This is a genomic window from Methylobrevis albus, from assembly GCF_015904235.1.
GTDB lineage: Bacteria > Pseudomonadota > Alphaproteobacteria > Rhizobiales > Pleomorphomonadaceae > Methylobrevis_A > Methylobrevis_A albus.
This window is the reverse complement of sequence record NZ_JADZLT010000049.1, coordinates 130,625-155,134: the sequence shown is the minus strand read 5'-3', so window position 1 is coordinate 155,134 and position 24,510 is coordinate 130,625. Positions and strand designations below refer to the sequence as shown.

Genomic DNA, 24,510 nt, shown 5'->3' with positions numbered 1-24,510 from the left:
GAGCGCCCGGCAGCCCTGCGCGAAAAAGCCTGCGGGTCAGAGCGCCCGGCGGGCGAGGTCGAGCTCGTCCCAGCCGCGCACGCCGCGGCGGTTGCTCTTTTTTTCCGGGAACAGCTCGCCGGTGACGACGTCGAGGATGTCGGCGACCTGCGGGAAATAGGTCGTCTCCATGTCGGCGCCGGGCACGATCCAGTTCGGCGAGCCGATCACCCGCGGCGCGGCGACGAGGTCGCCGAAGGCGAAGCGGCCGATGTTGGCGGCGAGCGTCATCGCGAAGCTGCCGCGCTCGGAGGCTTCCGAGACGACGAGCAGCCGCCGTGTCTTCTTCACGGAGGCGAGCACCGGCGCATAGTCGAACGGCACCAGCGACCGCGCGTCGATCACCTCGGTCGACAGCCCGTGCGTCGCCTGCAGTTCGTCGGCGGCGGCGAGCGCGGCGTAAAGCGAGGGGCCGATGGTGAGGATGGTGAGATCTTCGCCGGCCCGCTTCACGTCCGGCACGCCGAACGGCACCCGGTAGTAGTCCGTCGGCACGCCGCCGGCATGAAAATGCTCGGTGGTGTCGTAGAGCCGCTGGCTCTCGAAGAACACCACCGGATCGTCGCCGGCGAGTGCCGAGGCGAGCAGGCCCTTCGCGTCATAAGGCGTCGCCGGATAGACCACCTTGAGGCCCGGGATATGGGCGCAGAGCGCGGTCCAGTCCTGCGAGTGCTGGGCGCCGTATTTGCTGCCGATCGAGCAGCGCAGCACCACCGGCACCTTCAGCGCCCCGGCCGACATCGAATGCCACTTCGCCATCTGGTTGAAGATCTCGTCGCCGGCGCGGCCGATGAAGTCGCCGTACATCAGCTCGACCAGCGCCCGGCCACCTTCCAGCGCATAGCCGACGGCGGTCGCGACGATCGCCGCCTCCGAGATCGGCGAGTTGAACAGCCGCTGGTGCGGGAAGAGCTCGGACAGGCCGCGGTAGACGCCGAAGGCGCCGCCCCATTCGCGGCACTCCTCGCCATAGGCGATCAGCCGCTCGTCGTGCGCCATGTGGTGCAACACGCTCTCGAAGAGCGCGTCGCGCAGCGTGATCGCCCGCATCGCCGACAGCTTCTCGCCGGTTTCCGACAGGCCGAAGCGCGCCTTCTTCGCGTCCTGGCGGATGCGCGCCACCTCGCCGAGCGGCTTCAGCGTCACCGGCTCGCCGGCGGGCACGGCGATCTCGGCGTCCGCGAACATCAGCCGGCCGATCAGTTCCGGGTCGGCGTGCACGTCGACGATCGGCGCGATCGCCGGGTCGACGGCCGCGGCGGTGACCGCGCGGATGGTCTCGGCCGCGGCCGCCTTCATCGCGGCGACGGCGTCCGGCTCCAGCACGCCGTGCGCGACGAGCCGGGCGGAGAACGTCTCGATCGGGTCGAGCGCCTGCCAGGCCTGCATCTCCTCGCGGGTGCGATAGGCGTTGGCGTCGGTGGTCGAGTGGCCGGAGAGGCGGTAGCACTCGACGTCGAGCAGCGCCGGGCCGCGGCCGGCGACGAGCAGCGCCCGCTTGCGCGTCACCGCGTCGGCGACGGCGAGCGGATCGGTGCCGTCGACGGTTTCGGCGTGCATCGCCGCCGGATTGACCGCGGCGCCGATGCGCGCGAGCCGGTCCCAGCCCATCGTCTCGCCGCGGGTCTGGCCGCCCATGGCGTAGAAGTTGTTGGTGAAGAAGTAGAGCACCGGCAGCCCGCCGCGGCGCTGATCGGTCCACAGCGTGTCGTACTGCGCCATCGCCGAGAAGTTCATCGCCTCCCACACCGGCCCGCATCCGGTGGAGCCGTCGCCGGCGTTCGCCACCGTGATGCCGTCGCCGGTGAGGAGCTTCTTGGCGAGCGCCGCGCCGGCGGCGATGCCGGCCGAGGCGCCGACGATCGCGTTGTTGGGATAGGCGCCGAACGGCGGGAAGAAGGCGTGCATCGAGCCGCCCATGCCGCCGTTGAAGCCGTTCGCCCGCATGAAGATCTCGGCGAGCAGGCCGAACAGCAGGAAGTTTTCCGCCCGCGCCCGCGTGTCGCCGCCGCCGATGTGGCTTTCCACCGCGCGGAGCAGGGCGCCGCCCTGGTGCCCGGCCATGATCGCCTCCAGCGCCGGCTCACCGAGGCGCGCGATCGCCGAAAGACCCTTGGCGATGAACTCGCCGTGGCTGCGGTGGCTGCCGAAGACGTGGTCGGCCGGCTCCAGCGCCAGCGCCTGGCCGACCGCGGCGGCCTCCTGGCCGATCGAGAGATGCGCCGGCCCCTTGTAGAGATAGCTGATGCCGGCATAGGCGCCCTGCGCCTTGAACGCGCCGAGCATGCTCTCGAACTCGCGGATCAGCAGCATGTGCCGGAGCACGTCGACGAGCGCCGCATCGCCGCGTGCCGCCCGCTCCGCCGCGAACGGCCGGTCGTAGGCGTGCACCGGGATCGGCGGCAGCTCGATCGAGCCGGGCCGGCGCGTCAGCGCGGGATCGACGGCGATTTCCTTCGGCATGGCGGGGTCCTTGGGCTTGGCGGCGCGGAGGCGCCCGGCGAGACTGACGTGGCCCGCTGTGAACATCGAACCACTAGCATAGTCAAATGTGCAAGACCAGAGCCGCCGACAAAGGCCCCGAAAACGCCGACGGCCCGGCGCCGCAGGGTGCGGAACCGGGCCGTCGGACGTGGCAGGCTGCTCGGGGGAACCGGCGCGGCGCGGACGCCGGCCGGTCCGGACAGCTATCGGATCAGGACGCGGGGCCCATCGCCATCTCGAGGTGCGGCCAGATCTCCAGCGCGCCGTCGTAGATCATCTTCAGCGCGACGTAGAGGATGATCAGCAGGCCGACGTAGGCGATCCAGCGGTGCTTGTTGAGCAGCCGGGCGATGAACGAGGCGGCGAGGCCCATCAGCGCGACCGAGAGGATCAGGCCGAAGATCAGCACGTTCGGGTGCTCGCGCGCCGCGCCGGCGACCGCCAGCACGTTGTCGAGCGACATCGAGACGTCGGCGATGATGATCTGCACCGCGGCCTGCGCGAAGGTCTTGCGCTTGGCGGAGCCGGCGACCGTGCCGTCCTTGTTGAGGTCGGTATTGGCGAGCGCCTCTTCCGCGGCGTGTTCGTCGGCATGGCTGGTGCTGAGCTCGCGCCACATCTTCCAGCACACCCAGAGCAGCAGCACGCCACCGGCGAGCAGCAGGCCGACGATGGCGAGCAGGTAGACCGTGATCGAGGCAAAGAGGATGCGCAGGACCGTCGCGGCGATGATGCCGACGAGGATCGCCTTGTTGCGCTGGTCCTTGGGCAGGCCGGCGGCGGCGAGGCCGATGACGATGGCGTTGTCGCCGGCCAGCACGAGGTCGATCATCATGACTTGCAGGAAGGCCGTGAACGCCGGCCCGGTAAAGATCTCCATCCCCGTCTTCTCCCTCGGCGCGGCCGATCGCGATCCGCGGCGCGCAGCCCGATTGCGTTATCGCTTTCGCACGGAGCCGGCAACGGCCCTGCGTGCGTGCGTGCCCGGCGCCGGTAGCACGGCACCTTGTCACCGACCTGTCGTGCACCCCGGCACCGAACAGGCCGCTGCCCCGCCGGTTCCGGCGCCGGCGGCCGTCGGGGAAAGGACGAGGGGAGGCGTCAGCCCATCGCCTCGATGGCGCCGAGCGATTCGGGCAGCACCTGGCCGCCGTCGATCACGAGCTGCTGGCCGGTGACATAGCCGGCCTCGTCGGAGGCGAAGTAGAGCGCGGCATTGGCGATGTCGTCGACCGAGCCGAGCCGCTTCATCGGGATCGAGGCGGTCATCTTGGCGAGATAGTCGGCGCCGAGCCCGTCCAGCCCCTCGGTCATGATGTTGCCCGGCATCACCGCGTTGACCGTGATGTTCCACGGCGCGAGCTCGATCGCCGCGGTGCGCATGAAGCCGAGCTGCCCGGCCTTGGAGGCGCCGTAGTGCGACCAGCCGGGATAGCCGGTGATCGGCCCGGTGATCGACGAGGTCAGCACGATGCGGCCTTGTCCCTGCGCCTTCATCGCCGGCAGGCACGCCGAGACGGTGAGGAAGCTGCTCTTCAGGTTGGTGGAAATGACGTGGTCGAAGTCGGCCCCAGTCATCTCGCCGAGTCTTGCCGCCGGGAAGATGCCGGCGTTGGCGGCGAGCACGTCGATCGAGCCGAAGCGGTCGATCGCGGCGGCGGCCATCGCCGCGCAGGCCGCCTCATTGGTGACGTCGGCGGCAAAGCCCGCCGCATGCGGCCCGACTTCTGCGGCGACCGCGCTCGCCTCATCGAGGCTGCGCGACACGACGAGGACGTTCAGCCCCGCCGCGCCGAAGCGCTTTGCGATCCCCTTGCCGATGCCGCGGCTACCGCCGGTGACGATCGCGGTGCGGCCACTGAGCGAGGTGAACATGGGATGGAATCTCCTAAAGGGATGCAGACGGGTGCTGAGAACTCGGCGTTTCCAGGCGTCCTTCTCCCCTTGCGGGAGAAGGTGGCCGAAGGCCGGATGAGGGGGCCACAGCCTCGCAGCAGGCACATGCCTCGCTGAAGGTCCGATGCCCCCTCATCCGCCCTCCGGGCACCTTCTCACACGAGGGGAGAAGGGAATTTGGCCCTTCGCGGACTCACCCGAACCGCGTCAGCAGATCCTCGGCCATCGCCAGCGTCTGCTGCGTATAGGGCACGCCCATCTCCTGCGCGGTCGGCGTCTCGGCGTGCGAGGCGATCCAGGCGACGAGGAGGATGCGGCGGAGCATGACGAAGACGGGGAGTTCCGCGACGACGTCGTCGCCGAGCGGTGCGACGCTGCGAAAGCCCGCGGTCCAGGCCTGCATCAGCGCCGGCACCACCGGGTCGTGCTCGAAGAAGCTCACCGCGGCGGCGAAATCATAGGCGAACCAGGAGAGGCCGCAGTCGTCGAAGTCGATGATGGTGAGGCGGTCGCCGTCGACCAGCAGGTTGGCGAGGCGGAGGTCGGCGTGGATCAGGCCGAAGCGGTCCGGCCCGCTGCCGAAGCGATCGAGGCGGGCGGCGATCAGCTCGGCGGCGCGGCCGATCAGCGCCCGGCCGGCGGGGTCGAGGCCGAGCCCGTCCTGCCAGCGGCCCCAGTAGGGCCGGCTGCCGATCATGGCGTCGAAGTCCCAGCGCTTGCGGACGAAGCCGTCCGGGCGCTGCCAGGCGCGCGCCTGCGCCTGCATCCGCGCCGTCACCGCGCCGAGCCGCTGGAACCAGGGGCCGAGTTCGTCGCTCGGCGCCGGCTCGCGCCCGGGCACGAAGTCGAACGCCACCGCCTGGCGCGGCGGCAGGCCGCCGGGGGAGCCGAGCGTCAGCACCCGCGTGCCGTCGGTGGCGGCGAGCGGCGCCGGGGTCTCCACGACGCCACCCGCCCGCAGCGCGTCGATCCAGGCGAGCTCGGCGTGGATTTCGGCGGCGGTGTGATAGCCGATCCGGTGCAGCCGGAGCACCAGCCGGCGACCTTCCTCCGGATCGTCGAGCAGGAAGGTGGCGTTTTCGGAGATGTTGAGCAGGCGGACGTCGGTGCGCGGCGAGAGCCCCCAGCGGCCGGCGCCGGCGGCGACCATCGCGGTCATGTCGGCGAGCGTCGCCGCGCCGTATTCGGCCCCCGTTTCGCCCGCTTCGCCGCTCCGCTCCGCCGCCCCGTCCACCATGCCGCCCCCGTCTTCTGTCGCCCCTGCTTCGCACGGTCCGGCAAAGCGGTCAGCGCGTCCGGTCGGCGCAGCTGGCCCTTGGCTCCGCCCTGCAAGACCCGCGCCCCTTCACCGATCCGTTCCCACGATGGACCGACGCAAAAATGTTGTAAAGCCCACATATTGATGTGTAACTTCCAACATCGAGCGCCCGGCGGCGCAGCGGACGCGGAGCGACTGCGATGCACGACTACGGCTTCTTCTCCTATGCCTCCAAGGCCGAGATGCTGGAGAAATCCGCGCGCTACTGGAACCCCGACAAGACCGCGTTCTGGCAGCAGCTCGGCGTCGACCTCGTCATCGACCGCCGCGAGGATTATTTTCTCTACGACATGTCCGGCCACCGGCTGATCGACATGCACCTTAACGGCGGCACCTACAATTTCGGCCACCGCAACGCCGAGCTGGTCGCCGCGCTGAAGGGCGCGCTCGACCATTTCGACATGGGCAACCACCATTTTCCGGCGCTCGCCCGCACCGCGCTCGCCGAGGCGCTGGCGAAAACGGCGCCGTGGGACGAGTGCTTCACGGTCTATGCGTCGGGCGGCGGCGAGGCGATCGACATCGCCCTGAAGACCGCCCGCCATGCGACCCAGCGCCGGACCATCGTCTCGATCGTCAAGGCCTACCACGGCCACACCGGCCTTGCCGTCTGCACCGGCGACGGACGCTTTTCCGAGCTCTTCCTCGCCGACCGGCCGGACGAGTTCGTGCAGGTGCCGTTCAACGACCTCGCCGCCATGGAGCGCGTGCTCGCCCGCGGCGACGTCGCCGCCGTGATCATGGAGACGATCCCCGCCACCTACGGCTTCCCGATGCCCGCCCCCGGCTACCTGCCCGCGGTGAAGACGCTCTGCGAGCGCTTCGGCGCGCTCTACATCGCCGACGAGGTGCAGACCGGGCTGATGCGCACCGGCACCATGTGGGCGATCGAGGGCTACGGTGTCGTGCCCGACATCATCGTCTCGGCGAAGGGGCTCGGCGGTGGCCTCTATCCGCTCGGCGCGGTGCTCTTGTCCGAGCGGGCGGCGGGCTGGCTGCGCGAGGACGGCTTCGGCCACATCTCCACCGGCGGCGGCGCCGAGCTCGGCTGCATCGTCGCGCTGAAGGTGCTCGAGATGTGCGCCCGGCCGGAGGTCGCGGCGAATGTGGCCGCCGTCTCGGCCTATTTCGCCGGCGCGCTCGGCGACCTGATGCGTCGCCACGCCGGCTTCTTCTCCGGCGTCCGCCAGAACGGCCTGATCATCGGCCTCGAGTTCGACCATCCCCAGGGCGCGAAGTTCGTCTCGCGCGCGCTCTACGAACACGGCGTCTGGGCGATCTTCTCGACGCTCGATCCCCGCGTGCTGCAGTTCAAGCCCGGCGTGCTGATGTCGCGCAGCCTCTGCGAGGACGTCGTGGCGCGGCTCGATGCGGCGCTGGCCGTCGCCCGCGGCTACCGCGACGCCGCGGCCCGCGCCGCCTGACCACCCGGCCCCGATCGGCCGGCGCCCTTCAACGGTCCCGGCCGAACCTTATATGAACGAGACGGGCGCCCGCCGCCCCGGCCGCGTCCGCACCCCGGATGCGGCGCCCGCCTGATCCCCTCCTCTGGGGCCGGGCTCCGCCCCCGATTTCCGCGCCCGCGACCGGGCGCCGCCACAACGGAATTTTCGAAATGACCGATCAACCCCACGTCGCCTTTTCCGACGGCCACGAGATCCCGCAGGTCGGCCTCGGCGTCTGGCAGACCCCGAACGACCAGGCCGCCAGCGTCGTCGCGACAGCGCTCGAAGCCGGCTACCGCCACATCGACACCGCCGCGATCTACGGCAACGAGGCCGGCGTCGGCGAAGGCCTGCAGCGCGCCGGGCTCGCCCGCGGCGACGTCTTTGTCACCACCAAGCTCTGGAACGACCGCCAGGGCGCCGACGAGCCGGCGAAGGCGATGGACGAAAGCCTGAAGCGCCTCGGCCTCGACCACGTCGATCTCTACCTGATCCACTGGCCCGCGCCGAAGGCCGGCCGCTTCGTCGACAGCTGGAAGGCGTTGGTGCAGCTCCAGGTCGACGGCCGCGCCACCTCGATCGGCGTCTCCAACTTCAACGCCGACCATCTGCGCACCATCATCGACGCCACCGGCGTCGTGCCGGTGCTGAACCAGGTCGAACTGCACCCGCGCTTCCAGCAGACCGCGCTGCGCGCCGCCCACGCCGAACTCGGCATCGCCACCCAGTCGTGGAGCCCGCTCGGCCAGGGCCAGCTGCTCACCGACCCGGTGATCACGAAGATCGCCGCAAAGCACGGCCGCACCGCGGCGCAGGTGGTGATCCGCTGGCACATCGACAGCGGCCTGATCGTGATCCCGAAGTCGGTGACGCCGAGCCGCATCAAGGAGAACTTCGACGTCTTCGGCTTCGAGCTGGACGCCGACGACATGGCGGCGATCGCCGGGCTCGACACCGCCGGCGGCCGCATCGGACCCGATCCGCTGAAGTTCCCGTAACCGTTGGTGCCCCGGCGCATCGCACAAGCGGTGTCGCCGGGGTTTCCGCGCCCGGCCGCCCCGTGATCGCGGTGCGCGGCGGCCGGTTGACCCTGCCGCCGCCGACCGCGACGATCCGCCGATGACCGCGCTGCCCGAGGCCCCCGACGATCCCGGCGCACCGACCCCGCAGCGGGTCGGGAAACTCGCGCGCCAGCAGCGCATCGTCGCCGAGCTCGGCGCCACGCCGACGCTGCGCGTCGCCGACCTCGCCGGCCGGCTCGGCGTCTCCACCGAAACCATCCGCCGCGACCTCGACGACCTCGGCCGCCGCGGCCTGATCAGCCGCACCTATGGCGGCGCCGTCCGCCCGCTCGCGACCGAGCCGGCGGTGAGCGAGCGCCACCTGATGATGACGCCCGAGCGCGCCGCGATCGCCGTCGCCGCCGCCGAAGCGATCCGGCCGGGCGAGGTGGTGATGATCGGCGCCGGCGCCACCACGGTGCACGTCGCCCGCCGCATCGCCGCCGCCTGCCGCGACATCACCGTCGTCACCCACGCCTTCGGCGTCGCCACCGTGCTCAGCCTCAACCCGACCATCACCGTGCTGATGTGCCCCGGCCGCTATCTCGCGCGCGAAGGCTCGCTGGTTGGCGCCGAGACCACCGAGTTCCTCGCCGGCTACCACGCCAACCACGCGATCCTCGGCGCGACCGGCCTGACCGAGGCCGGCGCCATGGACGCCGACGCCGGCTCCGCCGCGGTCTACCGCGCCATGGCGCGCCGCGCCGCCCGGGTCGCGATCGTCGCCGACCACGGCAAGTTCGGCCTGCCGGCCCTCGCCCTCTCGGCGAGCTGGCCCGACGTCGCCACCCTCGTCACCAGCGCCGCCCCGGACGGCGCTCTTGCAAAGGCGCTGGCTCGCGCCGGGGTGGAGGTGGTGGTGGCGGCGAGGTGAGGGACTGGCGTGGTCGGGCGAGCTGGCGGAAAGGGGGACCCGGAGAGTGTCTGCGAGGTCGCCGAAAGCGGGGCTGCAAGACCCGATGCCCTCGCCGTCCGTCATCGCCGGGCTTGACCCGGCGACCCACTCGCGGCGCGGCCCGGCGGCACCGAGAGGCTTGAAAAGCCAATTCGTTCATATCCTTGGATCAGAACGCGAGGCCACCATCGGCGGCTTGAGGGAGGTTGAGGGCGGTGTGCCGTGTGGTGAGGCCCGGCCCCCTCCCTGTCCCTCCCCCGCTTCGCAGGAGAGGGGACGATGGGCGAGAGAACTTTCGCAAAACGACGACTACGCCGAACCGAAGCGCCGATGACGCGGACGCCTTAGCCTCCTGCGTCCCCTCTCCTGCGAGGCGGGGGAGGGACAGGGAGGGGGCAGGCCACACGGCACGGCAGTTGGCAGGAGGCTGTCTTTCTCCGGACAGCCGTGGGTCAAGCTAGGCGAGGACGTTCGAAAGGCAGTGGGAAGACCCACCGCCCCCCGCCTCACCCCCGCCTCACCCCCGCCCCGCGCCCATCCCCGCCAGCAACTCTGCAAAACTCTCCGCAAAACTCCGCGGCACCGCCACCAGCAGCCGGGCCGGCGCCTCCAGCAGCAGCAGCGCACCGACCCCGGCGACCTCGGTGAGGGCGGCGCTGCCGGGCGGAAACACGGCGGGGTCGAGGTCGAGGGCGCAGGCCTTTTCCATGAAGCCGAGCAACGCCGGCGCGGACGCCGCTTCAAGCACGAAGCCGACGCGGGCGTCGCTCTGGTCGGTGACGAGGGCGGCGTCGCCGAGCGCCTGCTGCAGAGCGGTTTCCAGCCGCCAGCCGTCGCCGGCGGCGTCGATCAGCAGCCAGCGGCCGGCGCCTGTGCCGGCGAGGCGGCCGTCGGCGGTCGCAAGGCTGCGGCCGGTCGCGGGCACCGGCCCGCCGTAGCGGGCGGCGAGGGCGGCTTCGGTCCGCGCCCGGCCGGGGAGCGACGCCGCGATGGCGACGAGGCTCGGGGCCGTGACCGTCACGGTCACGGCCGAAGAGGAGACGGTCTCAGCCACGGCTGCGGGTTCCTTCCGGGTCGACGAAGGCGGGGGCGACCACGGTCGCCAGCGTGTCGCCGCCGCGCAGCGGGTCAAAGACCCGAATCGTTTCGCCGCGGCGACGGTCGCCGTGGGCGAGATAGGCGAGCGCCACCGGGTGGCCGAGGGTCGGCGAGAAGGCCGCCGAGGTGACGTAGCCCTGGTCGTTGATCGCCTCGGCCGGGGCGCCGACGGGGAGCAGGTGGCTGCCCGTGCGCAGCGGCGTGGCCCCGTCGGCCGGCACCAGCCCGACGAGGCGGCCGCGGGCCGGATCGGTGAGCTCATGCCGCGCGGCGAGCACCCGGCCGATGCAGTCGCCGGGGCGCGCGGCAAAGCCGCCGAGGCCGAGCTGGTGCGCGCTGACCTGGCCGCTGAACTCGGCGCCGGCCGGATGCCCCTTCTCGATCCGCAGCACACCGACCGTTTCGGTGCCATAGGGGACGGCGCCGAGATCGGCGCCGCGGGCGAGCAGCTCCTGCATCAGCCGCGCGCCGGAGGCCGCCGGCACCGCGATCTCGTAGGCGAGTTCACCCGAGAACGAGAGGCGGAATAGCCGGGCGCGCAGGTCCCCGAGCACGGTGGTCTCGGCGCAGGCGACGAAGGGAAAGCCGGCGTTGGAGAGGTCGAAGCCGGGCTCCAGCACACGGGCGACCAACGCGCGCGCGTTCGGCCCCGCGACGGCGAGCTGCGCCCACTGCTCCGAGACGCTGGCGATCGCGACGTCGAGCTCCGGCCACAGCGCCTGCCGGCAGAACTCCATGTGCTCCATCACCGCCGCGGCATGGGCGGTCGAGGTGGTGACGACGAAGCGGCTGTCGCCGAGCCGCGCGATGGTGCCGTCGTCGAAGGCAAAGCCGTCCTCGCGCAGCATCAGGCCATAGGCACAGCGCCCGACTTTGAGTTTCAGCACGTCGTTGGCGTAGACGCGGTCGAGGAAGCGGGCGGCGTCCGGGCCGCCGACCTCGATCTTGCCGAGGGTCGACATGTCGGTGACGCCGACCCCGGCCCGGACGGCCTTCACCTCGCGGTCGACGGTCTCGCGCCAGGTGGTCTCACCGGGCAGCGGGAAATACTGCGCCCGCCACCACGGCCCGACCTCGATCATCGCCGCGCCGCGGGCTTCCGCGACGGCTTGCGTCGGCGCCAGCCGGCGCGGCCGGAACGCCTTGCCGCGATGGTGGCCGGCGAAGGCGCCGATCGCCACCGGCTCGACGGGGGGACGCGCCGTGACGATGCCGGTCTCCGGGATGGTGCGGCCGGTGAGCGCGGCGAGGATCGCGAGGCCGTTGAGATTGGCGGTGCGGCCCTGGTCGGTCGCCATGCCGAGCGTCGTGTAGCGCTTCAGGTGCTCGACCGACACATAGCCCTCGCGCGCCGCCAGCGCGACGTCGGCGTCGGTGACGTCGTGCTGCAGGTCGGCAAACGCTTTTTGGCGCGGCTTGCCGCCGGTGACTTGGCTTGTGACGTGGAAGAAGGCCGCCGTCGCCGTGGGCGCTTCGCCCGCCACCGCGGGCAGGTCCGGCATCGTCGCCGCAAAGCCCGCGGCGTCCGCCGCCGCGACGCCGGCCGCCGCCCCGCCGCTCAGGCAGTCGCCAAGCCCGAAGGCGCCGGCGGCGGCGCCCGCGAGCGCCATGCCGGCCGGCACCTTGCCGGCGACGAAGGCGGCGAGGTCCGGATCGTAGACCGGCCGGTCGCCGAGATGGCCGGCGAGCTGCATGTTCGGCTGCCAGCCGCCGCCGACCGCGACCGTGTCGCAGGGAAACGATCGCAGCACGCCGCCGGCGAGCCGCACGGTGACCCCGGCGACCGTGCCGCGGCCGGCGACCGCGACGATCTCGCCGGTGAGCCGCTCCGCCGCCGGCAAAGCGGCTTTCAGCGCCGGGGCGACCTCGGCGCGCGGATCGATCACCGCCCGCACGGTGACGCCCGCCGCCGCCATGTCGGCCGCCGCCGTCCAGCCGGCGTCGCAGGCGGTGAACACGGCGACGCTGCCGCCGACGGCGACGCCGTAGTGCAGGGCATAGCCCTGCGCCGCGCCGGCGAGCATGACGCCGGGCAGGTCGTTGCCGGGAAACACGATCGGGCGCTCGGTGGCGCCGGCCGCGATCACCATGCGTTTCGGCACGATGGTCCAGAGCCGCTGCCGCGGCGTGCCGGCGGGTGGCACCGGCAAATGGTCGGCGACGCGCTCGACCGCGCCGACCTCGCCGTCATAGGCGCCGAACACGGTGGTGCGGCGGAAGACGCGCACGTTGGGCAGCGCGGCGAGTTCGGCCTCCACGATCGCGACATGGGCCGGGCCGTCCTGGTCGCCGATCCCATGGCGCTCGGCGAGCAGCCGGCCGCCGAGGCGGGGGTCGCGCTCGGCGAGGATCACCCGCGCGCCGGACCGGCCGGCGGCGAGCGCCGCGGCGAGCCCGGCCGGGCCGGCGCCGACGACCAGCACGTCGCAATGCGCGGTCGCGGTCTCGTAGGCGTCCGGATCGGGCAGGCCGGATGCGCGGCCGAGGCCGGCGGCGCGGCGGATCAGCGGCTCGTAGAGCTTCTCCCACAGCGCCGAGGGCCACTTGAAGGTCTTGTAGTAGAACCCGGCGACGAACAACGGCGAGAGCAGGCCGTTGACCGCCATGACGTCGAAGCCGAGCGACGGCCAGCGGTTCTGGCTCGCCGCCTCAAGTCCCGCGTAGAGCTCGGTGGTGGTCGCCTTGCTGTTCGGCTCGCGCCGGGCGCCGCTGCGCAGCTCGACGAGCGCGTTCGGCTCGTCCGGCCCGAGCGCGACGATGCCGCGGCGGCGGTGATACTTGAACGAGCGGCCGACCAGCCGCGCGCCGCTTGCGAGCAGCGCCGAGGCCAGCGTGTCGCCCGGGTGGCCGGCAAAGGAGTTGCCGTCGAAGCTGAAGGGCAGGCTGCGGGCGCGGTCGACGAGGCCGCCGCGCGGCAGGCGATAGCCGCTCATCGCACGCCCTCCATGCCGGTTTCCGCCGTGCCGGCGCTCTCCGCGGCGGCGCCCGCCGCGAGGGCGCCGGTGATCGCATGGCTGCGCGTATCGCGCGTCACCACGAGCCAGCTCTGGCAGCCGGCGCGGTGGTACCAGTGCTCGCGGATCGGCCCGGCCGGGTTGTCGCGGAGATAGACGTAATCGGCGAAGGCGTCCGTTCCGGCGTCCGGCGCCGGCCGCCGCGGCGCGGCATCGCCGAGGTAGGCGAACTCGGCGGCATCGCGCGGGCCACAGTTGGGGCAGGGCAGTCTCATGGGGATGAAGGTCCTTGCAAGGCCGGCAGGGCGCCGTCACGAGCGGCCGGCGTCCGGCCTGCGGATGGACCGGCGTCGCCCGGCCGAAACCCCTCGCCGTCGTCATGGTCCGCGCAGGCGGACCACCCACGAGGCCGCACGTCCGGGCATTTCGTGGATGGTCGGCCTTCGCCGACCATGACCAGGAGTAGATTGTGCGCGGGGCTGCCTCGTCGATCCGACCAAGACCACACGACATCGTCATGGTCCGCGCAGGCGGACCACCCACGAGGCCATACGTCCGGGCCCTTCGTGGATGGTCGGCCTTCGCCGACCATGACGGCGGAGGGGTGACTTGCGGAACCCACGCCTCTCGAGAAAAAACACATGCCGTCCATCGCGCCCCTCAATGCAGGTTCGGCCGGGCGCCCTGGCCCTTTTCGTCGATCACCGCGCCCCGGGCGAAGCGGTCGAGGCGGAAGGCGGTGGCGGCGGGGTGGGGGGTGTTGGTGGCGAGCAGGTGGGCGAAGCAGAGGCCGGAGCCCGGCGTCGCCTTGAAGCCGCCGTAGCACCAGCCGCCGTTGAGGTAGAGCCCGTCCCGCGGCGTGCGGTCGATGATCGGCGAGCCGTCCATCGTCATGTCCATGATGCCGCCCCAGTGGCGCAGCAGGCGGATGCGGCCGATCATCGGCATCAGCGCCATGCCGCCCTCGCAGACGTCGCGGATCACCGGCAGGTTGCCGCGCTGGGCGTAGGAATTGTAGCCGTCGATGTCGCCGCCGAAGACGAGGCCGCCCTTGTCGGACTGGCTGACGTAGAAGTGCCCGGCGCCGAAGGTGATCACGCCCGGGATCAGCGGCTTGATGCCTTCCGAGACGAAGGCCTGCAGCACGTGGCTCTCGATCGGCAGCCGCAGCCCGGCACGGCCGGCGACCTTCGAGGTGTTGCCGGCGACGGCAAGGCCCGTCTTGCCCGCGCGGATCGCGCCGCGCGTCGTCTCGACCCCGGCGATGCGGCCGTTCTCCTCGAGGAAGCCCGTGACCTCGGCGTTCTCGATGATGTCGACGCCGAGCCGGTCGGCGGCGCGGGCATAGCCCCAGACGACGGCGTCGTGCCGCGCCGTGCCGCCGCGCTTCTGCAGCAGGCCGCCGCGGATCGGGAAGCGGGCGTCGCCAAAATTGAGGAACGGCGCCATCTTGCGCACGCCGTCGGCGTCGAGCAGCTCGGCGTCGACCCCGTGCAGCCGCATCGCGTTGCCGCGCCGGGCATAGCCGTCGCGCTGTGCGTCGGAGTGGTAGAGGTTCAGCACGCCGCGCTGGCTGACCATGGTGTTGAAGTCGAGGTCGCGCTCCTGCCGCTCCCAGAGCTGCATCGAGAGCTCGTAGAACGGGATGTTGCCCGGCAGCAGGTAGTTGGAGCGGATGATCGTGGTGTTGCGCCCGGCGTTGCCCGACCCGATCCAGCCCTTCTCGACCACCGCGACGTTGTGGACGCCGTAGGTGGCGGCGAGGTGGTAGGCGGCCGCGAGGCCGTGGCCGCCGCCCCCCACGATGACGACGTCATAGGCCGGTTTCGGCGCCGCCTTGCGCCACGCCGGCCCCCAGCCGCGATGCCCGCCGAGGGCTGCCCGGGCGAGCGAGAAGATCGAATAGCCCATCGGTCCCTGAGGCCCTCCTCGTGCCGAGCGTGCCATTCCCTTCTCCCCCTGTGGGAGAAGGTGCCCGAAGGGCGGATGAGGGGTGGCGGCCCATCCGCGAACGCGGCGGTTGCGGCAAGGCCGCTTACCCCTCATCCGACGCGTTCCGCGCCACCTTCTCCCGCAAGGGGAGAAGGGTTTTTGGCGGCGCCCCGCGCAGATCCACTCGCGCAATCTCGGCCGGTGTGCCTGATCCCGCTTGCCCATTTGCGAACACCCCTTGTCTTTTCGCGCAAGCCTCCGTCCAATCTCCCCATGTCCACCACCCCGCTCACCGTCGGCTTCCTCCTCGTCGACGATTTCGCCCTGATGTCCTACGCCGCCGCCGTCGAGCCGCTGCGCGCGGCGAACCGCATCGCCGGGGCGGAACTCTACCGCTGGCGCCATGTCGCGGTCGGCGCCGGCGATGTCCGCGCGTCGAACGGGCTCGCCATCGTGCCCGACGGCCATGTCCCGGTGCCGGGCGCCGGCCAGCCGGCGGACGGCGGCTTCGATCTGGTGCTCGTCTGCGCCGGTGGCAATCCGGCCGGCTTCGACCATCCGCCGACCTACGCCTGGCTGCGTGGCCTTGCCCGCGCCGGGGTCCGGCTCGGCGGTGTTTCCGGCGGGCCGTGGCTGCTCGCCCGCGCCGGGCTGCTCGGCGGCCGGCGCTGCACCATCCACTGGGAACACATGCCGGCCTTCGTCGAGGAGTTTCCGGACCTCGCCGTCACCGGCTCGGTGTTCGAGATCGACGGCGACCGGGTGACGGCGGCGGGCGGCGTCGCGGTGTTCGACCTGATGCTGGAGCTGATCGCCGACGCGCACGGCCGCGCGCTCGCCGCCGCCGTCGGCGACTGGTTCCTGCGCCAGGAGCTGCGCGGCGGCGGCCGGCCGCAACGCCTCGCCCCCGCCGACCGCTTCGGCGTCGGCGACCCGAAGCTCTTGCGCGTGCTCGCCCACATGGAAACGCGGATCGAGGAGCCGCCGCGGCGCGAGGACCTCGCGGCGCTCGCCGGCGTCTCGCTGCGCCGGCTGGAGGCGCTGTTCCGCGACCGGCTCGGCACCAGCATCGCCCGCCACGGCCTCGGCCTCCGGCTCGAGCGGGCGCGCACGCTGGTCGTGCAGAGCCGGCTTTCGCTCACCGAGATCGCCGCCGCCTGCGGCTTTGCCAGCGCCGCGCATTTCTCGCGCAGCTACCGCGCCCGCTTCGGCCGCCCGCCCCGCGCCGACCGCGGCGCCTAGGATCCCGGGACTTGGCCGCCGACGCCGCTGCCCTTAAGTTCGGCGCCTCGGCTCCGGCGATCGCCGCCGGCCACAACAAGACCAGAAGACGGGGAACGGGAATGCTGAAGGGGATCGATCCGCGGCTCAATCCGGAGCTGCTGCACGTGCTCGCCGCCATGGGCCACGGCGACGACCTCGTCATCTGCGACACCAATTTCCCGGCCGATTCGGTGGCGCGGCAGACAGTGTGGGGCCGGCCGCTGCGCATCGACGGCGCCGATTCGGCGACCGCCGTCGCCGCCGTGCTGTCGCTGTTCCCGCTCGACAGCTTCGTCGACAGCCCGGTCTCGCGCATGGAGGTGGTCGGCGAGCCGGACACCGTCACCGAGGTGCAGCGCGAGGTGCAGCAGGCGGTGGATGCTGCCGAAGGCGCACCCACCCCGATCGCCTCGATCGAGCGCTTCGCCTTCTACGAGGCCGCCAAGAAGGCCTATGCGGTGCTGGTCACCGGGGAACTGCGCTTCTACGGCTGCTTTATCCTGAAGAAGGGCGTCATCCCGCCGCCCGCCAGCTGATTCGATCGATCAGCTGCGGCAGCGGCCCGACGCCCGCGAAAAAAGGACACCCGATGACGGACAAGCCCGCCCTGCTGCTGCTCGACCCGGTGGAACCGGCCTTCGACGCTGCGCTTACCGCCCGCTTCGACCTGACGCGCGCGGAGGGCGATCTCGAGGCGGCGCTCGCGGCGTGCGGCGGCAAGGTGCGCGCCGTGGTCAGCCGCGGCGGCATTCCGGTCGATGCGGCGCTGATGGACCGGTTGCCGAAGCTCGAGATCGTCGCCGGCTTCGGCGTCGGCTACGACGTGATCGACGCGGTCACCGCCGCCGCGCGCGGCATCGTCGTGACGCACACGCCCGACGTCGTCGACGACGAGGTTGCCGATCTCGCCGTGGCGCTGCTGCTCGCCGCGATCCGGCGCATCCCGCAGGCGGATGCCTTCGTGCGTGCCGGGCACTGGGCGAAGGGGCCGATGCCGCTGTCGGCCACCCTGCGCGGCCGCCGGGTCGGCCTCGTCGGCATGGGCCGCATCGGCCAGGCGATCGCCACCCGCCTCGCCGGCTTCGGCGTCGAGATCTGCTACCACGCCCGCCACGCCCGCCCCGGCCTCTCCCCGCGCTATTTCGGCACCCTCATCGATCTCGCCACCTATTGCGACACGCTGATCGTCGTCGTCCCCGGTGGCGCCGAGACGCGCAACCTGATCGATGCCGCGGTGCTGGAGGAGCTCGGGCCGGAGGGCGTGCTCGTCAACGTCGCGCGCGGCAGCGTCGTCGACGAGGCGGCGCTGGTGGACGCGCTGGAGCGCAACGTCATCCTCGCCGCCGGCCTCGACGTCTTCGCCGCCGAGCCGGAGGTGCCCGCCGCGCTGCTCGCCCGCGACGACGTCGTGCTGCTGCCGCACATCGGCACCTCGACCCACCACACCCGTGCCGCCATGGGCGCACTCGTACTCGCCAATCTCGAGAGCTTCTTCGAGCGCGGCCGCACGCTGACCCCGGTGCCCGAAAGCCGTGGCCTGCCGTCCGCCTGACGGTTCGGCGTTTCCCGGCGCCGTGCCGCCGTCGGCTTGACCCATAAACATGAGCGCAATAGTCATGTTACGCGCGGCCACGGCCGCCGGGTCAAGCTGCAGGGAAGGGTCTGGGATGCCGATGCCGGTCGAGGCGCTGCCGAACGTTTCCGCGGCGGAGACCGCCGCGGGCACGCCCGGCGTGGTCGACCTCTGGCTGCTTCCCACCGCCGCGATCGACGAGGCCCGCCTCTGGGCGGGTTATGTCGCGCAGCTCGGCCCCGACGAGCACGAGCGCTACCTGCGCTTTGCCGCCCCGCAGGCGCGCCGCCTGTTCGTCGCCGGCCGCGCGCTCGCCCGCCATGCGCTGGCGCATTATGCCCCGATTCCCCCCGCCGACTGGCGTTTCGCCATTGCGCCCGGCGGCCGCCCGGCGGTCGCCAACCCGCTGGACCGGCCGCTCCACTTCAACCTCGCCCACACCGCCGGCCTCGTCGTCTGCGTCGTCGCCCGGGCGCATGCGCGGATCGGCGTCGACGTCGAGGCGGCCGACCGCACCGGGCGCGGCGAGGCGATGAGCCGGCTGGTGTTCACCGAGGCCGAGGCGCGCGCGCTGGAAGCCCTGACCGAAGCCGAGCGCCAGCACCGCTTCCTCACCGTCTGGACCCTGAAGGAAGCCTGCCTGAAGGCCTGCGGCGCCGGCCTCACCTTCGGCCTCGACCGGGTGTGCTTCGACCTCGGCGGCCCGGCGCCGACGGCGCGTTTCGAGCCCGGTACCGGCGAGACGTCCGATCACTGGCGCTTCGCCGCCCTCGGCGCACCGCCCGGTCACTTCGTCGCGGTCGGCGCCGACACCGGCGGCGCGGCGCTCGATCTGCGCTGCGACGTCACGCTGCCGCTTGGCTGACGCCGCCCGCCCCGCGTCAGCCGAGCGCCTGTTCGAGGTCGGCGACGAGGTCGGCCGGGTTCTCGAGGCCGACGGAAAAGCGGAAGACCCCCTCGCCGGCAACCGCCCGGTAGCGCGCCGCCGCCGCCGCATCGAGGCGGAACGACGCGCGCAGAATGTCCTCGGTCGGGATGAAGAAGAGAAGGCTCTTCGTCTTGCCGAGCGACACGGCGTAGGAAATCACTTTCAGCCGCTCGGCGAGCCGCCGCGCCGTCGCCGCCGCGTCGTCCTTGACGACGAAGGAGAGCAGGCCGGAGCAGTTCGTCATCTGGCGGCGGGCGAGGCCGTGCTGCGGGTGGTCCGGCGATCCGGGCCACAGCACGCGCGCGACTTTCGGATGGCCGGCGAGAAACGCCGCCAGCGCCGCCGCGTTCGCCTCGTGCTGCAGCATCCGGAGCGGCAGCGTCTCCATGCCGCGCAGGATCATGTAGGCCGAGAACGGCGCCAGCACGCCGCCGCCGTGGATCAGCTGGCCGCGCCGGAGCCCGGCCAACGCGTCCGCCCCGCCGATCACCGCCCCGCCCAGCGCGTCGCCGTGGCCGCAGAGATATTTCGTCAGCGAATGCACCACGTAGTCGGCGCCGAGACCGAGCGGCCGCAGGCCGAGCGGCGTCGCGATCGTGGCATCGACCGACAGCTCCGCGCCGCCGGCGTGGGCGATCTTCGCAATCCCCGCGACGTCGGCGAGGCGCAGCGTCGGGTTCGCCGGCGTTTCGACGTGCACGAGCCGGGTGGTCGGCCGCATCGCGGCGGCGACGGCGGCAAGGTCGGAGGTATCGACCGCCGTGACGGCGACGCCGCGCCGCGGCAGCTCGTCGTGGCAGAATTCGGCGACGCCGGCGTAGCAGACGTCGGAGACGACGAGGTGGTCGCCGTGCGCCAGCCGGTCGGCGAACAGCCCGGTGATCGCCGCCATGCCGCTGCCGAAGGCGACCGCCGCCGCACCGCCGTCGAGCGCGGCGAGCCGCGCCTCCAGCCGATCCACCGTCGGGTTGCTCCATCGTGTATAGAAATGCGGCGCCGCCTCGCCGAGGTCGGCGGCGGAAAAGCCGACCGCGTCCGGATGGGTGAAGAAGCTGGTGGCGAGCGTCGGCCCCGGCGTCGCCGCCGCGCCGAGTTCGCGCGGCCCGTCGCCGGCGTGCAGGGCGAGGGTTTCGGGACGCGGCGTCGGGTCGGCATCGGCCATCTTGTCGTTCCTTGCGAGGGTCCGGGGCGAGGGTCCGGGCGTCGGCCGCGGACCATCGCCGATTTCGGCCTCGGCGGAAAGGACGACTCCCCGCCGGCCGTCGGGACTTGGCAGGGGCAGGTCGGCGACGGTATGCCGGATGGGGGCAGGGTGAGGCGCGGCATGGAACGGATCAGGGCGGAGCAGGGGATCGAGCTCGGCGCACGGCGGCGCGAGGCCGGCCGGCGCCGCGCGTCCGGTCATGCCGTAGCCGTGCTCGCCGCCGCCGTCGCGGCCGGTTTGCAGTTCGCGCCGTCGGTGGTGTTCGCCGGAGCGACGCCGACCGTCGCGCTGGTTGGCCTGCTGCTCGCCGTGCCCGCGGTGACGCTGGCGGCCTTCGCCGCCGGCCTGCCGGCCGGGCTGGTGACCGTCGCCGCCGCCATGCTCGGCGCCTACTTCGGCCCGCCGGCGCTTGACATTACGCTCGGCGCCGCCTTCGTCATCGCCGGCCTCGTCGCCGCCGGCTGCGGCGCCTGGTTCCGCGCGACGCGCATTTCCGCCGCCGCGATCACCGGCGACCTCAAGGCGCAGCAGGCGCATCTGCGCTCGATCCTCGAGACCGTGCCCGACGCGATGATCGTCATCGATGCCGCCGGCAACATCCAGTCGTTCTCGGCGACCGCCGAGCGGATGTTCGGCTACGGCCGCGACGAGGTGATCGGCCGCAACGTCAGCCTGCTGATGCCGCAGCCCTATCGCGGCGACCACGACCAGTTCCTCGAACGCTATCGGCTCACCGGCGAGCGGCGCATCATCGGCATCGGCCGCATCGTCGTCGGCGAGCGCAAGGACGGTTCGACCTTTCCGCTCGAGCTCTCCGTCGGCGAGATGATCTCGCACGACCGCCGCTTCTTCACCGGCTTCATCCGCGACCTCACCGAGCGGCAGCAGACCGAGACGCGGTTGCAGGAACTGCAGGTCGAGCTCGTCCACATCGCCCGGCTGACGGCGCTCGGCGAGATGGCCTCGGCACTGGCGCACGAGCTCAACCAGCCGCTCACGGCGATCAACAACTACGTCAGCGGCTCGCGCCGGCTGCTCGACATCGAGGGGCCGGAAGCGCGCACCAAGATCCGTGGCGCGCTGGAGCAGGCCGCCGCACAGGCGCTGCGCGCGGGCGACATCATCCGCCGCCTGCGCGAATTCGTGTCGCGCGGCGAGACCGAGAAGCGCGTCGAGAGCCTGACCAAGCTGATCGACGAGGCGAGCGCCCTCGCGCTCGTCGGCGCCAAGGAGATGGGCGTGCGCATGCGGATCGACCGCGAGCCGGGCATCGACCTCGTGCTGGTCGACCGGGTGCAGATCCAGCAGGTGCTCCTCAACCTGATCCGCAACGCGATCGACGCCCTCGACGGTGCGGCCCGGCGCGAGATCACCGTCTCGAAGCGCCTTGCCGGCGACGGCATGGTCCGGATCTCCGTCGCCGACAGCGGGCCCGGCATCAAGCCGGAGATGGTGGGCCAGCTGTTCCAGCCGTTCGTGACCAGCAAGAAGCAGGGAATGGGGGTCGGGCTGTCGATCTCGCGTACCATCGTCGAGGCGCACGGCGGCCGGATCTCGGCCGAGAACGGCCCCGAGGGCGGCGCCGTGGTCAGCTTCACCCTGCCGGCGTTCAAGGAGGACGAGGCCACCGATGCCACTTGAAACGAGACGACCGGACCCGGCCGTGCCGGCCACCCGCGTGCACGTCATCGACGACGACGAGGCGGCGCGCAATTCGCTCGCCTTCCTGTTCGATGCCGCCGGCCTCGACGTCGTCGCGCACGAAAACGCCGACGATTTCCTCGCGCAGCCGTCCGATCCCGGCGCCGGCTGCCTCGTCACCGACGTGCGCATGCCCGGCATGAGCGGCCTCGACCTGCTCGCCGAGCTGCGCCGCCGCGGCGACCGGCTGCCCGTGGTGCTGATCACCGGCCACGGCGACGTGCCGATGGCGGTGGAGGCGATGAAGCTCGGCGCCAGCGACTTCGTCGAGAAGCCGTTCGACGACGAGGCGATGCTGAGGATCGTGCGCGGGGCGCTCGCCCGCGGCGCCGATGTCGCGGCGGCGAGCATCGAGCAGGCCGAGATCGCCGCCCGCCTCGCGGCGCTGTCGCCGCGCGAGCGCCAGGTGCTGGACGGCCTCGTCGCCGGCCACGCCAACAAGCGCATCGCCTTCGACCTCGACATCAGCCCGCGCACCGTCGAGATCTACCGCGCCAACGTGATGGCGAAGATGCAGGCCGCCAGCCTCTCCGACCTCGTGCGCATGGCGCTGATCGTGGAGCGCGCCGGATGACGCGCCGCCGCGCCCGGCCTTCTTCCGCGGCGTCCGGCATCCCACCTGTCGCGCCGGGGGCCGGCGGGCGGCGGAGGCGGGGCGCGCGATGAAGATCCTCGTGGTCGAGGACGACCGGGACACGGCGGACTACATCACCGCCGGGCTGAAGCAGCAGGGCCACGTCGTCGACGTCGCCCGCAGCGGCCGCGACGGGCTGTTCCTCGCCGCCGGCGAGGGCTACGACCTCGTCGTGCTCGACCGCATGCTGCCCGAGGTCGACGGCCTCAAGATCCTGCGCACCCTGCGCGGCGCGGGCGACGCGACGCCGGTGCTACTGCTCACCACGATGGGCAGCCTCGACGACCGCGTCGAAGGGCTGGAAGCCGGCGCCGACGACTACTTGGTAAAGCCCTTCGCCTTTGCCGAGCTCAACGCCCGCGTCAACGCGCTGTCACGCCGCGCCGCGCGGCCGGTGCGCGAGAGCCTGCTCAAGGTGCACGACCTCGAGGTCGATTGCCTGAAGCGCACGGTGACGCGCGCCGGCCGTCTCATCGAGCTGCAGAACCAGGAATTCCGCCTGCTCGAATATCTGATGCGCCATCCCGGCGAGGTGGTGACGCGCACCATGCTGCTCGAGAACGTCTGGGATTTTCACTTCGACCCGAAAACCAACATCGTCGAGACGCACATGAGCCGGCTGCGCGGCAAGGTCGACCGCGGCTTCGACGCCGAACTGATCCACACCGTGCGGGGAGCCGGCTATGTCCTCCGCGCCCCGCAGTGACCTCGTCCGCAGCACCAGCTTCCGGATCGGCATCGCCTATACCGCGGTGTTCCTCGCCTCGACCGCGGCGCTCGGCGGCATCGTGCACTACATCGCCGTCGACGCCGCCCGGGGCGAGATCCGCGCCTTTGCCGCCAACGAGGTGACGCGGCTTTCCGACGTGCACCAGCGCTTCGGCGTCACCGGCCTTGTCGCCGCGGCGGCCGACGACACCGCCGCCCCCGAGGGCGTCGACCCGCTGCGCGTGCTCGTCATCGACCGCGCCGGCCGCCGCCTCACCGGCAGCCTGCCACCGCTGATGCGGCGCGCCGACGGGCCGTTCGAATTGCAGCGCCGCGATGGCGAACTCTCGATCCTCGGCGTCGGCGCCGTGCTCTCCGACGGCACCTTTCTCGCCGCCGGCCAGAGCGACGCCTCGCTGCGCCGCACCAGCCGGGCGATCCTCAACGCCTTCCTGATCGGCGGCGGCCTCGCGGCGGCGCTGGCGCTCGCCGGTGCGGTGGTCACGGCGCGCTCCGTCGCCCGCCGCATCGCCCATATCGACGCCACCACCCGGGCGATCGTCGCCGGCGACCTTTCGGCGCGGGTGCCCGACCGCGGCACCGGCGACGAGTTCGACCGGCTGACGGCCGGCATCAACGGCATGCTCGACCGCATCGAGACGCTGATGGCCGACCTGAAGCGCGTCACCACCGACGTCGCGCACGACCTGCGCACCCCGCTCGCCCGGCTGCGCCAGACGCTGGAGCAGGCGCGGCAGCAGGCTGCGACGCCGGAGGACTGGGCAGCGCGCACCGACGCGGCGATCGTCGAGGTCGACCGGCTGCTCGAAACCTTCACCGCGCTCTTGCGCATCGCCGAGATCGAGGCGCGCGCCCGCCGCGCCGCCTTCGCCCCCGTCGACCTCTCCGCCCTCGTCGCCGACCTCGCCGAGACCTACGAGGCCGTCGCCGAGGAAACCGGCCACCGTCTCACGGCCATGGTTGAGCCGGGGGTGTCGGTCGTCGCCGACCGGGCGCTGCTCGCGCAGGCGCTGTCGAACCTCGCCGAGAATGCGCTGCGCCACACGCCGCCCGGCACCGCGATCAGCCTCGCGGTGTCGCGCACCCCAGTTGGCGCCCGCCTCGTCGTGCGCGACGACGGGCCGGGCATTCCGGCCGCGATGCGCGGCGAGGTGCTGAAGCCGTTCCGCCGCCTCGACCGCAGCCGGACGACGGCCGGCAACGGCCTCGGACTCGCCCTCGTCAAGGCGGTGGCGACGCTGCACGAGGGCACGCTGGCGCTGTCGGACGCCGATCCCGGCCTCGTCGTCACCATCGACCTGCCGGCGACGGCGCCCAGCGCGGCCTGAAGGCCGGTCCAGCGGGGAGGGGGAGCGG

General features: G+C 72.2%; 20 protein-coding genes. 11 read left to right on the top strand and 9 right to left on the bottom strand.

Features of this window, described 5'->3' with window-relative positions:
• Positions 1-36: 36 nt before the first annotated feature.
• From I5731_RS07975 to I5731_RS07960, 4 genes are all read right to left on the bottom strand, one after another.
• The gene (locus tag I5731_RS07975; RefSeq protein ID WP_197310832.1) at positions 37-2,502 is read right to left on the bottom strand and encodes an alpha-ketoacid dehydrogenase subunit alpha/beta; all 2,466 of its coding nucleotides are present in this window, start codon (positions 2,500-2,502) and stop codon (positions 37-39) included.
• Positions 2,503-2,734: 232 nt separating this feature from the next.
• Positions 2,735-3,403, bottom strand: coding sequence for a TerC family protein (locus tag I5731_RS07970; RefSeq protein WP_197310831.1), 669 nt, complete (start codon positions 3,401-3,403; stop codon positions 2,735-2,737).
• Positions 3,404-3,624: 221 nt separating this feature from the next.
• Positions 3,625-4,398, bottom strand: a complete 774-nt coding sequence (gene fabG / locus I5731_RS07965) for a 3-oxoacyl-ACP reductase FabG (protein ID WP_197310830.1) — start codon at positions 4,396-4,398, stop codon at positions 3,625-3,627.
• 214 nt (positions 4,399-4,612) lie between these two features.
• Positions 4,613-5,656 (bottom strand): phosphotransferase enzyme family protein, encoded by a 1,044-nt coding sequence (locus I5731_RS07960; protein WP_235981635.1) that lies wholly within the window; start codon positions 5,654-5,656, stop codon positions 4,613-4,615.
• A 221-nt stretch (positions 5,657-5,877) separates the two neighbouring features.
• Here I5731_RS07960 and I5731_RS07955 point away from each other — a divergent pair, with 221 nt between their 5' ends.
• The 3 genes from I5731_RS07955 to I5731_RS07945 all read left to right on the top strand — a co-directional run bounded on the left by I5731_RS07955 (position 5,878) and on the right by I5731_RS07945 (position 9,117).
• Positions 5,878-7,161, top strand: a complete 1,284-nt coding sequence (locus tag I5731_RS07955) for a class-III pyridoxal-phosphate-dependent aminotransferase (RefSeq protein ID WP_197310829.1) — start codon at positions 5,878-5,880, stop codon at positions 7,159-7,161.
• Positions 7,162-7,352: 191 nt separating this feature from the next.
• Positions 7,353-8,180 (top strand): aldo/keto reductase, encoded by an 828-nt coding sequence (locus I5731_RS07950; protein ID WP_197310828.1) that lies wholly within the window; start codon positions 7,353-7,355, stop codon positions 8,178-8,180.
• A gap of 121 nt (positions 8,181-8,301) precedes the next feature.
• Positions 8,302-9,117, top strand: a complete 816-nt coding sequence (locus I5731_RS07945) for a DeoR/GlpR family DNA-binding transcription regulator (RefSeq protein WP_197310827.1) — start codon at positions 8,302-8,304, stop codon at positions 9,115-9,117.
• A 538-nt stretch (positions 9,118-9,655) separates the two neighbouring features.
• Here the strand turns inward: I5731_RS07945 and I5731_RS07940 are convergent.
• From I5731_RS07940 to I5731_RS07925, 4 genes are all read right to left on the bottom strand, one after another.
• Entirely contained in the window at positions 9,656-10,192 is a 537-nt protein-coding gene (locus I5731_RS07940; protein ID WP_197310826.1) for a sarcosine oxidase subunit gamma, read from the bottom strand.
• Positions 10,185-13,169 (bottom strand): sarcosine oxidase subunit alpha family protein, encoded by a 2,985-nt coding sequence (locus I5731_RS07935; RefSeq protein WP_197310825.1) that lies wholly within the window; start codon positions 13,167-13,169, stop codon positions 10,185-10,187. The genes I5731_RS07940 and I5731_RS07935 overlap by 8 nt, the downstream gene beginning before the upstream one ends.
• Positions 13,166-13,465: a sarcosine oxidase subunit delta gene (locus I5731_RS07930; RefSeq protein WP_197310824.1), complete on the bottom strand. Its 300-nt coding sequence runs from the start codon at positions 13,463-13,465 to the stop codon at positions 13,166-13,168. The genes I5731_RS07935 and I5731_RS07930 overlap by 4 nt, the downstream gene beginning before the upstream one ends.
• A gap of 385 nt (positions 13,466-13,850) precedes the next feature.
• Positions 13,851-15,101, bottom strand: a complete 1,251-nt coding sequence (locus I5731_RS07925) for a sarcosine oxidase subunit beta family protein (protein ID WP_197310823.1) — start codon at positions 15,099-15,101, stop codon at positions 13,851-13,853.
• A 294-nt stretch (positions 15,102-15,395) separates the two neighbouring features.
• Between I5731_RS07925 and I5731_RS07920 the strand changes: the two genes are divergently transcribed.
• The 4 genes from I5731_RS07920 to I5731_RS07905 all read left to right on the top strand — a co-directional run bounded on the left by I5731_RS07920 (position 15,396) and on the right by I5731_RS07905 (position 18,823).
• Positions 15,396-16,364, top strand: a complete 969-nt coding sequence (locus I5731_RS07920) for a GlxA family transcriptional regulator (protein WP_197310822.1) — start codon at positions 15,396-15,398, stop codon at positions 16,362-16,364.
• A gap of 101 nt (positions 16,365-16,465) precedes the next feature.
• Positions 16,466-16,921, top strand: a complete 456-nt coding sequence (locus I5731_RS07915; RefSeq protein ID WP_197310821.1) for an RbsD/FucU family protein — start codon at positions 16,466-16,468, stop codon at positions 16,919-16,921.
• A gap of 53 nt (positions 16,922-16,974) precedes the next feature.
• Positions 16,975-17,937 (top strand): 2-hydroxyacid dehydrogenase, encoded by a 963-nt coding sequence (locus tag I5731_RS07910; RefSeq protein WP_197310820.1) that lies wholly within the window; start codon positions 16,975-16,977, stop codon positions 17,935-17,937.
• Between the two features lie 115 nt (positions 17,938-18,052).
• The gene (locus tag I5731_RS07905; RefSeq protein ID WP_197310819.1) at positions 18,053-18,823 is read left to right on the top strand and encodes a 4'-phosphopantetheinyl transferase family protein; all 771 of its coding nucleotides are present in this window, start codon (positions 18,053-18,055) and stop codon (positions 18,821-18,823) included.
• Between the two features lie 16 nt (positions 18,824-18,839).
• On the opposite strand, the gene I5731_RS07900 is transcribed toward I5731_RS07905, so the two are convergent.
• Positions 18,840-20,048 (bottom strand): trans-sulfuration enzyme family protein, encoded by a 1,209-nt coding sequence (locus I5731_RS07900; RefSeq protein ID WP_197310818.1) that lies wholly within the window; start codon positions 20,046-20,048, stop codon positions 18,840-18,842.
• A gap of 162 nt (positions 20,049-20,210) precedes the next feature.
• On the opposite strand from I5731_RS07900, the gene I5731_RS07895 reads away from it, so the two are divergent.
• The 4 genes from I5731_RS07895 to I5731_RS07880 all read left to right on the top strand — a co-directional run bounded on the left by I5731_RS07895 (position 20,211) and on the right by I5731_RS07880 (position 24,482).
• Positions 20,211-21,731, top strand: a complete 1,521-nt coding sequence (locus tag I5731_RS07895) for a sensor histidine kinase (protein WP_235981634.1) — start codon at positions 20,211-20,213, stop codon at positions 21,729-21,731.
• Positions 21,721-22,365, top strand: a complete 645-nt coding sequence (gene fixJ / locus I5731_RS07890; RefSeq protein ID WP_197310816.1) for a response regulator FixJ — start codon at positions 21,721-21,723, stop codon at positions 22,363-22,365. The genes I5731_RS07895 and fixJ overlap by 11 nt, the downstream gene beginning before the upstream one ends.
• An 88-nt stretch (positions 22,366-22,453) precedes the next feature.
• Positions 22,454-23,131 carry a response regulator gene (locus I5731_RS07885; protein ID WP_197310815.1) on the top strand — a complete coding sequence of 226 codons (678 nt, stop codon included), beginning with the start codon at positions 22,454-22,456 and terminating at the stop codon, positions 23,129-23,131.
• Positions 23,109-24,482, top strand: a complete 1,374-nt coding sequence (locus I5731_RS07880; protein ID WP_197310814.1) for a sensor histidine kinase — start codon at positions 23,109-23,111, stop codon at positions 24,480-24,482. The genes I5731_RS07885 and I5731_RS07880 overlap by 23 nt, the downstream gene beginning before the upstream one ends.
• The last annotated feature ends 28 nt before the right edge of the window (positions 24,483-24,510 follow it).

Excerpts from the sequence above, each read along its gene's own strand:
- I5731_RS07975 (WP_197310832.1), bottom strand. The coding sequence starts at position 2,502 with ATGCCGAAGGAAATCGCCGTCGATCCCGCGCTGACGCGCCGGCCCGGC.
- I5731_RS07970 (WP_197310831.1), bottom strand. The coding sequence starts at position 3,403 with ATGGAGATCTTTACCGGGCCGGCGTTCACGGCCTTCCTGCAAGTCATG.
- fabG (WP_197310830.1), bottom strand. The coding sequence starts at position 4,398 with ATGTTCACCTCGCTCAGTGGCCGCACCGCGATCGTCACCGGCGGTAGC.
- I5731_RS07960 (WP_235981635.1), bottom strand. The coding sequence starts at position 5,656 with ATGGTGGACGGGGCGGCGGAGCGGAGCGGCGAAGCGGGCGAAACGGGG.
- I5731_RS07955 (WP_197310829.1), top strand. The coding sequence starts at position 5,878 with ATGCACGACTACGGCTTCTTCTCCTATGCCTCCAAGGCCGAGATGCTG.
- I5731_RS07950 (WP_197310828.1), top strand. The coding sequence starts at position 7,353 with ATGACCGATCAACCCCACGTCGCCTTTTCCGACGGCCACGAGATCCCG.
- I5731_RS07945 (WP_197310827.1), top strand. The coding sequence starts at position 8,302 with ATGACCGCGCTGCCCGAGGCCCCCGACGATCCCGGCGCACCGACCCCG.
- I5731_RS07935 (WP_197310825.1), bottom strand. The coding sequence starts at position 13,169 with ATGAGCGGCTATCGCCTGCCGCGCGGCGGCCTCGTCGACCGCGCCCGC.
- I5731_RS07930 (WP_197310824.1), bottom strand. The coding sequence starts at position 13,465 with ATGAGACTGCCCTGCCCCAACTGTGGCCCGCGCGATGCCGCCGAGTTC.
- I5731_RS07925 (WP_197310823.1), bottom strand. The coding sequence starts at position 15,101 with ATGGGCTATTCGATCTTCTCGCTCGCCCGGGCAGCCCTCGGCGGGCAT.
- I5731_RS07920 (WP_197310822.1), top strand. The coding sequence starts at position 15,396 with ATGTCCACCACCCCGCTCACCGTCGGCTTCCTCCTCGTCGACGATTTC.
- I5731_RS07915 (WP_197310821.1), top strand. The coding sequence starts at position 16,466 with ATGCTGAAGGGGATCGATCCGCGGCTCAATCCGGAGCTGCTGCACGTG.
- I5731_RS07910 (WP_197310820.1), top strand. The coding sequence starts at position 16,975 with ATGACGGACAAGCCCGCCCTGCTGCTGCTCGACCCGGTGGAACCGGCC.
- I5731_RS07905 (WP_197310819.1), top strand. The coding sequence starts at position 18,053 with ATGCCGATGCCGGTCGAGGCGCTGCCGAACGTTTCCGCGGCGGAGACC.
- I5731_RS07900 (WP_197310818.1), bottom strand. The coding sequence starts at position 20,048 with ATGGCCGATGCCGACCCGACGCCGCGTCCCGAAACCCTCGCCCTGCAC.
- I5731_RS07895 (WP_235981634.1), top strand. The coding sequence starts at position 20,211 with ATGGAACGGATCAGGGCGGAGCAGGGGATCGAGCTCGGCGCACGGCGG.
- fixJ (WP_197310816.1), top strand. The coding sequence starts at position 21,721 with ATGCCACTTGAAACGAGACGACCGGACCCGGCCGTGCCGGCCACCCGC.
- I5731_RS07885 (WP_197310815.1), top strand. The coding sequence starts at position 22,454 with ATGAAGATCCTCGTGGTCGAGGACGACCGGGACACGGCGGACTACATC.
- I5731_RS07880 (WP_197310814.1), top strand. The coding sequence starts at position 23,109 with ATGTCCTCCGCGCCCCGCAGTGACCTCGTCCGCAGCACCAGCTTCCGG.